Source organism: Verrucomicrobiota bacterium (assembly GCA_016871495.1).
Lineage (GTDB): Bacteria > Verrucomicrobiota > Verrucomicrobiia > Limisphaerales > VHDF01 > VHDF01.
In genome coordinates this window covers 19,067-27,980 of the sequence record VHDF01000066.1, presented here as the reverse complement: position 1 = coordinate 27,980, position 8,914 = coordinate 19,067, and the positions used below count along the sequence as shown (strand labels likewise).

At 61.1% G+C, this 8,914-nt stretch carries 8 protein-coding genes; all 8 read left to right on the top strand.

Going from position 1 to position 8,914, the window contains the following annotated elements; all coding sequences use genetic code 11:
* The first annotated feature begins 186 nt into the window (after positions 1-186).
* Positions 187-3,465, top strand: coding sequence for a DEAD/DEAH box helicase (locus FJ404_13950; GenBank protein MBM3823963.1), 3,279 nt, complete (start codon positions 187-189; stop codon positions 3,463-3,465).
* 45 nt (positions 3,466-3,510) lie between these two features.
* Entirely contained in the window at positions 3,511-4,335 is an 825-nt protein-coding gene (locus FJ404_13945) for a helix-turn-helix domain-containing protein (protein ID MBM3823962.1), read from the top strand.
* A gap of 50 nt (positions 4,336-4,385) precedes the next feature.
* Complete coding sequence (locus FJ404_13940; GenBank protein MBM3823961.1) at positions 4,386-4,640, top strand: hypothetical protein; 255 nt, start codon at positions 4,386-4,388, stop codon at positions 4,638-4,640.
* Positions 4,641-4,658: 18 nt separating this feature from the next.
* The gene (locus FJ404_13935) at positions 4,659-4,934 is read left to right on the top strand and encodes a hypothetical protein (GenBank protein ID MBM3823960.1); all 276 of its coding nucleotides are present in this window, start codon (positions 4,659-4,661) and stop codon (positions 4,932-4,934) included.
* A 133-nt stretch (positions 4,935-5,067) separates the two neighbouring features.
* Entirely contained in the window at positions 5,068-6,021 is a 954-nt protein-coding gene (locus tag FJ404_13930; protein ID MBM3823959.1) for an electron transporter SenC, read from the top strand.
* 60 nt (positions 6,022-6,081) lie between these two features.
* Complete coding sequence (locus FJ404_13925) at positions 6,082-6,399, top strand: hypothetical protein (GenBank protein ID MBM3823958.1); 318 nt, start codon at positions 6,082-6,084, stop codon at positions 6,397-6,399.
* 21 nt (positions 6,400-6,420) lie between these two features.
* Complete coding sequence (locus FJ404_13920) at positions 6,421-7,035, top strand: MBL fold metallo-hydrolase (protein MBM3823957.1); 615 nt, start codon at positions 6,421-6,423, stop codon at positions 7,033-7,035.
* A 184-nt stretch (positions 7,036-7,219) separates the two neighbouring features.
* Positions 7,220-8,449 carry a hypothetical protein gene (locus FJ404_13915; protein MBM3823956.1) on the top strand — a complete coding sequence of 410 codons (1,230 nt, stop codon included), beginning with the start codon at positions 7,220-7,222 and terminating at the stop codon, positions 8,447-8,449.
* The last annotated feature ends 465 nt before the right edge of the window (positions 8,450-8,914 follow it).

Sequence of the window (8,914 nt, the reverse complement as noted above, 5' to 3'; positions counted from 1 at the left end):
GAAGCGCCGTGAACGGCGCGGTCCGGCAACTTGCACTCGCACCGGGCGAATCGCCCGCCGCCGCTGAATGCTTGCAAATTCTTGCGAGGTATGATCCAGGGCGATCACGATTCAAGTTGACCGCCCTCCCCCTTTTTGGTGAGAACATCAACTTCTGTGCGGGCGTTCCCGCGCGAACTCTGGATCATGGCCCGAAAAACCAAACCGACCGCTACCGTTCCACCAGCCACCCGTTCAGCCGCATCCGCGCGCTACGACGCCCACCATTCCGTGCTTTCCCGCACCTACGGCGCCCTCGCCGATCTCCGGCGGGAATTGTCCGATTCCAAGGCGGCCGTCGCCGAACGAAGCCAGATCCTCCAGGATTTCGCGACGTGCGCCGATTCCCAGCGTGCGTGGCTGCTGCTTGAGGATTACTTCGAAAAGCTCTCGCTTTCCCGAAAGGATTTCCTGGGTGAAGACTGGTGGCCCCGAATGTTGGATGACAAGGGGCGCCCCAGGCTGGAGTCGGTCGCCTATTTGTTCCTGAAGTCAAAACGCTCGCTACCCACCGAACTGCTCTCCTACGCCAACACCGAGCGATTCGCCGCCATCGAGGCCGCCGAAGCCGAGGCACGCATTCTGAAACAACTGGAACAGTGGATGGCACCCGCGCCGCCCACCCATCTCGATTCCCCCCGCGCCGGCCTTCGTGTCGTGGGCTCGCTCGAACCCGATCCTGAAAACCCTCCGCTGCACCACCTGCGGGTCCAAGTCCTCCTCTCCCGTTCCCGCTCTGGAGAACAACCGAAGTCACTGGCCGAAATCACGGACCTCCACAGCCGGTCCGCCCATGAGCAGGAACTTTTTTCCCAGGACGATTGGGTGTTCATCCAATGGCTGGCACAATTGCTTGGCGACAAAGCTCCCGATCAGGATTCCCTCCTGCTCTCCGGCCGGGACCTGCTGCTGTGGCTGGCGCAATGGGGCAATTCCGAACGAATCGAGTTTCTCAAGCCGCAGCAATTCCTTCGATTCACAGGGGAACTTCTCCGTGTGGCTCCAGAAGTCTTGACCCATGAAGGTGAATTATTCCTCGGTCATCGCCTCGCGCTTTCAGGACAGCAACAGTTCTTTTCCTTGACCGAGGCTAAGTTTTTTGTCGGGCAGCCTCTGCTCGCACTGGTAGGCCATTCGATTTACTTGATCCGTAACGCCCCGCCACCGGGCTTGCTTCAAGAGTGGGCCGAGCGGCCCATGACTCCCATTCGCCGCCTCAATCACCGGATCCTTAACCAGCTCCGCAAAGAGGACGGCTTCTCCTCCGAAAAATGGGCTGCCTACTGCGTGTCTCACCGGGCCAAGCCCCAATTCATGTTCGAACTGGCCGACGACATCATCCGGCTTCGCCTGCTCGCGAGAAGCGAACGGGACGGGTCGCAATGGCAGTGGAACGGACACGATTGGCAGGAGTACCAGCGCAAAAGCGTCAATGGCGACAAACCCGAGATCCTCGACGATCCCCGGTTGGAGGCCGCCACTTACTGGCTGCGACGGCTCGATTGGTTCACTCCTGAACCCGGGCTGTGGGTGGGCGACGCCACGGAAGCCTTCCTCAGCGCGCTCGCCATGACCTGGATGGACCGTCCGCGCGAAGCCGAGTTCCTCGGCAATCCCCCTTTCCAGCGGCTTTTCCTCAGTCCGCGCAAGGTCAAGCCCAAGCTGATCATGAAGGGCAGCGGCATCGACTGGCTCGCGGTGTCCGCCGAATGGGAGGTCGAAGGGATGAAGCTCACCCGGGCGGACCTGGAACAACTCCAATCCGCCACCGGCCGGTTCATCAAATTGCCCGACAGCGGCTGGCTCGAACTGGACACCGACGCGGTTCAGGCGGCGCACGAAACGATGGCCGACCTAGGCTTGGAGAATCTCAGCCCGGACGAGCAGCGCACGGCTCTGGTCAATGCGAGCCAATTGGACGAGCGCACCCTGATCCCGTTTGGGGACCAGCCAGAAGTCAAGAAGCTGAGAGCCCGGCTCAAGGACTTCTCCGGCATCGAACCCACAGACCTGCCAGGGTTGGTCAAAGCGGACTTGCGCCCGTATCAAAAGGATGGATACGACTTCCTCTGCCATGTCGCCGAATTGAACCTCGGGGCCGTCCTGGCCGATGACATGGGCCTTGGAAAAACACTGCAAACGTTGTCCTGGCTCGCCTGGCTGAAAGCCAAGAATCCCAAGAAACACAAACCCTGCCTGGTGATTTGCCCCGCCTCGGTGCTTCACAACTGGCGGCGCGAAGCGGAGCGTTTTACCCCCGAGCTCAAAGTCCTGGTCCTCGAGAGCGGCGCCGCGCGGCACAGTCTGCGCAAGCAAATCCCCCAGCACGATCTCATCGTCACCAATTATTCGCTGCTGCGGCGTGATCTCGAGGGCCTTCAAAAATTCGATTTCCGGGCGCTCATTCTGGACGAAGCCCAATACATCAAGAATCCCACCGCCCAAGTCACTCTCTCGGTCAAACAGCTGCAAGCGGAGCACAAGCTGGCTCTCACCGGCACTCCGCTCGAGAACCGACTGCTCGACCTCTGGTCGATCGTGGATTTCGTCCAGCCTCAATACCTCGGCAACCAAGCCCAGTTCGCCGAACGCTATGAACCCAAGGGCGAAGGTGCCGATTTCCAGCAAAAGATTGCCCGCCGCCGCCTCTCCGCCCGCATCCGGCCCATCATGCTGCGGCGCTTGAAAAAGCAAGTGGCCAAGGATCTGCCAGACCGCATCGAAGAGCGCCGCGACTGCGTGCTCGGGGACGAGCAGCGCAAATTGTACCTGGCCGAACTGCGCCGCAGCCGGGAGCAGGTGTTCAAAACCATGGCGGAAAAAGGCCTGGCGCGAAGCAAGATCCATGTTCTGGCCGCCCTCACCCGGCTGCGCCAAATCTGCTGCCACCCACAACTCGTAGGCAACGCCTCGCCGTCAGGCAAGACCGAGACCCTGCTCGAACTGCTTGAACCCCTGCTTGCCGAGGGACAAAAGGTCCTCATCTTCAGCCAGTTCGTGCAAATGCTCCAGCTCATCGAGACGGAATGCCGATTGCGCGAAATTCCTTTGCATATCCTCACGGGCGAGACCAAGCAAAGGCAGGACGTCGTCAACGCCTTCCAGAATGATCCCAACGCCTCGGTCTTCCTCTTGAGCCTGCGCGCGGCGGGGACCGGCTTGAACCTCACCACCGCGAGCTACGTCGTCCTGTATGATCCCTGGTGGAATCCTGCCGTCGAGGCCCAGGCCATCGACCGGTCACACCGCATCGGCCAGACCCGCACGGTCAACGCCTACCGGTTGATCGCCCCCGGAACCGTCGAGGAAAAGATCTGGGAACTCCAGCAGCGCAAGGCCCAGACCATCGCCGACGTTCTCGGCGAAGAAGGATTCGCGCGCTCGCTTTCCACCAACGACCTCGAGTATCTATTCTCCGAAGACTAAGGCCGCCTCTCCGGCAGGCACTCCGGACTCGGCCGCGCTGCCGCCATGACCTTCCACAGCCGAAATCCCGCGGCTCCCGTGGGCCTGTTCGTCGATCGGCTGTGGTTGTTCTCCGGTGGAGGATTTGACCACACCCGGGAATGCGTGCTCCCCGACGGCGGCGCCGATCTCGTGATCCAATTCGAGGACACCCCCCGCCATCGATTCGATCCGGCGAATCCGCGCCGGCGGGAGTCGGTCCGGCGCGCTTGGATCTGCGGGCTCTTGTCGCGTCCGACGCTCATCGACGTCCTGCCTCATGCCACGATGATGGGCGCGCATTTCAAACCCGGCGGCCTCGCCCCCTTCCTCCTTGGACCCGCCGATGAACTGGCCGGGCAACTGGTTGAAGTCGACCAACTCTGGACATCCGAAGGGACGGAGCTTCGCGAACGCCTCTTCGAATGCTCGATGTTGGCTCGACGTTTCGACATCCTGGAAGAATTCCTCCAAAAGCGCCTTGCGAAGGGAATGCGATTCGATCCGGCGGTCCAGGCGACGGTGCTTCGCCTTGCCTCGGCCGGACCGACGCCCCCCATCGTCGAACTGGCGAAGGCGTCGGGCTTCAGTCACAAACACTTCATCCGCCGATTTCAACAATCCGTCGGTTTGACCCCCAAAACTTTTGCGCGGTTGCAGCGATTTCAGTTCGCTCTGGCTCACATGCAAAACCGCCGTCTCCCGGTTGACGGAGCCGGCCTCGCGGCCGCTTGCGGATATTTCGATCAGGCCCATTTCATCCACGATTTCCAGTCCTTCTCGGGCATGACGCCCTCGGCTTACCTCCGATCTCCAGGGGCCGACGCCCGTTTTGTCCCGCTGACAGACTAAGGTAACATTTTTCCAATCCAGGCGCTTCGATTTGATCTAAGCTGTCCGCCATGAAACTTCATCGCGCTTGCCGCCCATGCTCCACCTTGTTCGCCGCCTTCCTCGCCGTCCTCGCGGTTTTTTCGGCCGAACCCGCCGCGCTCGACGAAAAACTCGAAGTTCTCCGCCCTTTCCTCGGAAAAACGTGGCGGGGCGAGTTCAAAGACTCGACCCCCGAGAAGCCCGTCGTCGACATTGCCAAGTGGGAGCGAGCCCTCAATGGCAAGGCCGTTCGCGTGCTGCATTCGATCAATGACGGTTTGTAGGGAGGCGAAAGTTTCATTGTGTGGGACACCGAGAAGCAACAGATTCGATACCACTACTTCAGCACGGAGGGCTTCTACAATGTGGGAACCATGACCTTCACCAACAAGATCCTGACCGCGGTCGAGAAGGTGTTCGGCAGCACCCAAGGCATCACGGAAGTTCGGTCCACCTACGAACTCCGTCCGGACGGCACCCTCTTGAATCGCGCTCAATACCTGAAAGGCACGGAGGTGACCGGCAGCCGGGAGGTCCGTTACAAGGAAGACGCCAAAGCCACCGTCAACTTCAAGTGAGGGAGGCAATCCACAAGATCGAACGGGTGCGGCAGGTTGGGACACGGCCCTGAAATCGAGCCGCTTGCCTTGGGGACACGGCCCTGAAATCGAGCCGCTTGCCTTGCACGCCCGCCTCGACAAGATTGGGTGCATGCGATTCTGGAAACATTGGGCAGGCGTCGGCATCCTCACGCTTGCGCTCTCAGCCTGCAGCCCACCGCCCCCCCCCGCCGCCACGACCTCGCCCGCCACGAACCAGGTGGCGGAGGCCAAAGCTTACTCGGTCACCGGAATCGTGCGTGAGGTCAAGGTGGACGGCAAAACCGTCGTCATCAAACACGATGAGATCCCCGGATACATGCAAGCCATGACGATGCCCTTTGAAGTCAGGAATCCGGAGCTGCTGAAAGACGTGACGAGCGGAGACAGGGTGAAATTTCAACTCCGGGTCACCGAGGACGATGGGTGGATCGACGAACTGGAAGTCATTTCTCGCGAAAACCAAGTCAACGCCGTCGCTCCGGAACCCGGTTTTCGAAGGGTGCGGGACGTGGAACCTTTGAAGGTGGGCGACCTCATGCCGGATTATCCGTTCACCAACGAGCTGGGAAAAAGCTTCAGATTATCCGATTTTCGCGGCAAGACCCTGGCCTTCACGTTTATCTTCACCCGCTGCCCGTTCCCTGTGTTCTGCCCGCGCATGTCAGAACACTTCCATCAAACCTACCAGCAACTTCGCGCGCAGCCTGATCTGCTGGCTTCCACGCACTTTCTCTCGATCACTTTCGACACCGCCTACGACACGCCTCAAGTCCTTCAAACCTACGCCCGGCGCTACAACTACGAACCCAAGCACTGGTCGTTCGCCACCGGAGCCTTGATCGACATCGACGCGATCACGGAGCAATTCGGACTGGCCTTCAGCCGCGAAGGAGGAACGATCAACTTCAACCACAACTTGCGCACCGTGGTCGTCAATCCGGCGGGACGCATCCAACATGTTCTGATTGGCAACGAATGGAAGCCGGATGAACTTGCGGAATGGATCAAGAAAGCGGCGCGTGGAGATCCCCCTCAACCGGCTGAGACGGCGGCCGCGAACTAAAAAGCATTTTCAGGAAGGATCATGCTGGAGCGGTGCCGCCCCCCGGGCGAGGATCACGGCATGCACATTCTCCCGTTCATTCCAGCCCTGGCCTGCGCGACCGGGTTCGGGATCGGTTCCGTCGTCGCCCAGGAATCACCCGCGTTCCTCTCCGCCGAATTCATGAGTCCCTCCGAAGTGCGGCTGCGCATGAAGACCGTCGCCGACTCATCCTACCGGCTGGAGTATTCGGAGAATCTGGTGCAGTGGAGCACGCTCAACAGTTTCAGAGGTGCGGCGTCATCGGAGTCTATCGACACATCCCTCCCGGTTCGGCGCGAGCGGTACTACCGGATCCAGCAGTTGGCCGAAGCGAATCCCTTCCTGGGCGATCACTAGGCCACGGAGAGCGGCGACGTCGTGATCCGGCCCGTCAACCACGCGAGCTTCGTGTTTCGCTGGAACGGAAAGACGGTTTATAATGATCCGGTCGGCGGAGCATCGCTCTACGCCTCCTTTCCGCGTCCTGATCTCATCCTCGTCAGCCACGGTCACGGCGACCATTTTGACAGCGCAACCCTCAACGGTGTGCGAGTCGCGGAAACATTGATCATCGCCCCGGCGGCGGTGTCGAGCAGCCTCTCTCCCGCCCTGCGCGCCCAGACCATCCCGCTTGCCAATGGCGCCACGACGAACGTGCACGGCATCCAGGTGGAAGCCGTGCCTGCCTATAACGCGAGGCATCCCAAAGGGGCCGGGAACGGATACGTGGTTACGGTCGGAGGACGCCGGCTTTACATCAGTGGCGACACCGAGGATGTCGCGGAGATGCGGGCACTGCGGAACATCGAGGTGGCCTTTGTCTGCATGAATCTCCCCTTCACGATGAGTGTGGATCGCGCGGCAAGCGCTGTCCGCGAGTTCCGCCCGCGCATGGTGTATCCTTATCATCATCGGGACTCGGATGTGAACGCCTTCAAGCGGTTGGTGGGAACTGACGCCGGAGTGGAGGTGCGGTTGCGGGCCTGGTATTGAACTTCAACCGCCTCGGGCGAATTCGCCCCCTCGAAACACGGGATCCAGCACCGGGGCGCCGCGTTCAGCCGCTTCTGCGCGTGGCTTCAAAGGGGTATGGCAAGTTCAACGGGCCAGGGTGCTGCCAGGGCGGGCCATGAGCGGGAGGAGATCGCTGCGGCAGATGGGCAGGAGCGGAAGCGCCGTGAACGGCGCGCCCCGGCAACTTGCGGATGCACCGCTCAAGGTGCGAATTGTGGATTGGAAATTGCAGGCGCTTCGCTACAGTGGGGTCATGGACGCGGGATTCAACCCCCTCGGGAGACGGGCACGAAGTTCACTTCTCTGGCTCTGGATGTGGTGTGCCGCAGCCTTTCACGCGAGGGGGCAAGAACCTTCCCCGGCTTCGTTCGCGCCTTCCCAACGCCACATTTTCATCATCGACCAAGCGCTTCCCATGGCCCGCCACGCCGCGCCCACGCGGGAGGCCATCGAGCAGATCTTGAAGGAAGGTTTGAATGGACGAATCAAGACCGGGGACTTGCTCGAGGTTTGGACCTTCGGCCCTGAGATTCAGTTTCGCCCGGTAAATCCCCAAGTTTGGATGCCTGAGCTGGAACAAGCGATCGCTCATCGACTGACCTCCTTTCTGCGCAATCTGCGCACCGAGCGGTCATCTCGCTTGGACCGCGTTTTTCCCGCTCTAGAACGCGCCCGCGCCGAAATGAGCGCGATTTCGGTGTATCTCTTCACCGACGGACAGTCGAAGGTGCAAGGCTCGCCTTGGGACATGGCCCTCAACGACATTCTGGCCTCCCAATCCGGAACCTCGCGCCGCGTTCGCAATCCCTTGATGCTGTCGATGGAATCCCGTGATCACAGCTGGGTTTCGTGGAGCCTCAAAGTGGTTGGGGAGCCGGGCGAAATTGCTTCCTTCCAAGCACCGGTCGCTTTAGCGGCCCCCGTTCCGCGCGCCCCGCCTGTTTCGGCACCTGAAGTTCCTGCGAGCATACCCAATGTGGCGCCGGCGCCCGTGGCCAGTCGGAATAGCCCGGCTCCGGCTCAAAACACAAACAAGGTCCCACCCACAACGACCCTCGCAACGCCACCCCCAATTGAGCCTCCACCACGGAAAGAATCAGTGCCGCCTGTCGTCCGGGTCCAAGTCCAACCTCCTCCCGCCTCGCCCGCGTCTCCGCCGCCAACGACTGCCGCCGAGAACAAGCCCCCCTCTGCCCCATCCATCACCGCGATTGTCCAAGCGCCGGTCGCACCGCCTCCGTCACGCGAGAAGCTTGACTCCGTCCCCAAGGATTCGCCACCGCCGGTTCTCCCAGCAAAGTCCGAGGGAGCCCAACCAACTCCCGCCGGAAACCACGCCCCATACCGCCGCATCGTCCATTCCATCCTCGTCCACCGCGCCCAAGCCCTCTGAATCCTTCAACAACGCCCGGCCAATCCCGAAGTCCACAGAAGCGCCCAGGGCAACCGTGACCTCTCCAGGCCTGGAACCCAAGAACATCGTGACCCATCCGGCTGCGGTTGATTCCCGACCCACCACCCCACCTGTCGTGGCCATCACCCCAAACCCCGAAGGCCCGAATGCATTGCGGTGGCTGGTCGCCGGAGGATGTTTCCTCTTCGTTGCCCTGGGATTGTCGTAGACCATTCTCCGGAACCAAAAGCCGAAGTCGGTCCCAAGCTTGATTTCGCAGTCGATCGAACAGGCCGATCACAAGCGCCGCGCGCCGTGATGAATCCCGGCTTTCCACCCTGATGGAAAGCGACCGGTCTCGCCTGATGCGTTTCCAACCCGGAGGCCGCAATCAGGGTCTGGAGTAAAGCCTTCCCCATTCCCGCCGATAGTTCGAATAGAGCCGCCCTCCCAGGCCCGGTCTCG

Excerpts from the sequence above, each read along its gene's own strand:
- FJ404_13950 (MBM3823963.1), top strand. The coding sequence starts at position 187 with ATGGCCCGAAAAACCAAACCGACCGCTACCGTTCCACCAGCCACCCGT.
- FJ404_13945 (MBM3823962.1), top strand. The coding sequence starts at position 3,511 with ATGACCTTCCACAGCCGAAATCCCGCGGCTCCCGTGGGCCTGTTCGTC.
- FJ404_13940 (MBM3823961.1), top strand. The coding sequence starts at position 4,386 with ATGAAACTTCATCGCGCTTGCCGCCCATGCTCCACCTTGTTCGCCGCC.
- FJ404_13930 (MBM3823959.1), top strand. The coding sequence starts at position 5,068 with ATGCGATTCTGGAAACATTGGGCAGGCGTCGGCATCCTCACGCTTGCG.
- FJ404_13925 (MBM3823958.1), top strand. The coding sequence starts at position 6,082 with ATGCACATTCTCCCGTTCATTCCAGCCCTGGCCTGCGCGACCGGGTTC.